Below are 430 nucleotides of genomic sequence, written 5' to 3'. Positions count from 1 at the left end.
AGTCAGGACAAAGACGTAAAATTTAAGATGAAAGAATATCTGCCGCTTTGATAATTCCAAAGAGCAAAAGCATCCGACAGCGAAGTGCCGTTAGGTTCTGTGAAAGTGGAGAAGGTAACCGCTAACGTTGTACCGGTGATTCGACGGAGAGTGTGGATTGCTGAGCTTCTTTTTTGCTCTGATGGTGCTGCCAGGCACCGACGGACGAGTAGATAAAACGGCCAAAGAAGAAGATAAAGCTGATGAGCAGTACGATACGGGTCATGCGACTGTTAAATCGGTGTCGTTTTCGCATACTGGTTGCCTGACTCACAAAAGGTTCCTTGAAGTATGTCCCACGCTGTGGACGGTACTTACATTAAGGCACAACAGGACAAAATGGTCAATTCTTCGTTATGTAAAAAAGCGTCAGTGGATACATATTTTAATG

General features: G+C 44.4%; 2 protein-coding genes. One reads left to right on the top strand and one right to left on the bottom strand.

What is annotated here, in order from left to right:
* Positions 1-121: 121 nt before the first annotated feature.
* Positions 122-313, bottom strand: coding sequence for a YfgG family protein (locus E0D98_RS25870; protein WP_000076001.1), 192 nt, complete (start codon positions 311-313; stop codon positions 122-124).
* Between the two features lie 17 nt (positions 314-330).
* On the opposite strand from E0D98_RS25870, the gene E0D98_RS28295 reads away from it, so the two are divergent.
* Positions 331-430: hypothetical protein (locus E0D98_RS28295; RefSeq protein WP_031935566.1), on the top strand; the 100-nt coding region annotated here is incomplete at its 3' end.

The sequence above is a fragment of the Escherichia sp. KCJ4928 genome (genome assembly GCF_004352695.1).
In the GTDB taxonomy this organism is placed as follows: Bacteria; Pseudomonadota; Gammaproteobacteria; order Enterobacterales; family Enterobacteriaceae; genus ECMA0423.
This window is presented reverse-complemented; position numbering and strand designations above follow the sequence as displayed.